The sequence below is a fragment of the Cyanobium sp. NIVA-CYA 375 genome (genome assembly GCF_056108345.1).
In genome coordinates this window covers 1-537 of the sequence record NZ_JBSYHW010000421.1, presented here as the reverse complement: position 1 = coordinate 537, position 537 = coordinate 1, and the positions used below count along the sequence as shown (strand labels likewise).

At 73.7% G+C, this 537-nt stretch carries 1 protein-coding gene; it reads right to left on the bottom strand.

Features of this window, described 5'->3' with window-relative positions; all coding sequences use genetic code 11:
- Positions 1 to 537, bottom strand: a 537-nt coding sequence (locus AC01FP_RS18930) for an ATP-binding response regulator (RefSeq protein ID WP_474482496.1), incomplete at both ends; no start/stop codon positions are given.

Below are 537 nucleotides of genomic sequence, written 5' to 3'. Positions count from 1 at the left end.
GAGCACCATGGCGTAGCGGCGGCCCGATGCGCGCTCGACGGCCTCCTGGCCGTCGCAGGCCACGTCCACCTCGAATCCGGCCTGGCGCAGCAGCAGGGTCGAGATCTCGCGGCTCACCGGGTCGTCCTCGGCCACCAGCAAGGGCTCGGCCACGCCGCGGCGCTGCATCCGCTCGCGCAGGGCCTCGCGCAGCGCCTCGGGGGAAGGTTCGTCGGCCTCGTCGGGCCCGGTCGGCGCCCGTTGCAGCGGCAGCTCGAACCAGAACACGCTGCCCTGGTCCGGGCGGCTGCTCACGTCGAGCTCGCCGCCCATCATCTGGACCAGCTGGCGGCTGATGGCCAGGCCCAGGCCGGTGCCGCCGAAACGCCGCGTGGTGCTGTTGTCGGCCTGCTCGAAGGGCGCGAACAGGCGCTCGATGTCGTCGGGCGCGATGCCGATGCCGGTGTCCTGCACCTCCACGCGCAGCCGCGGTCCGCCCTCGCCCAGGGCAGGCTGGGACACGCACAGGGCCACGCGCCCGGCGGTGGTGAACTTGAT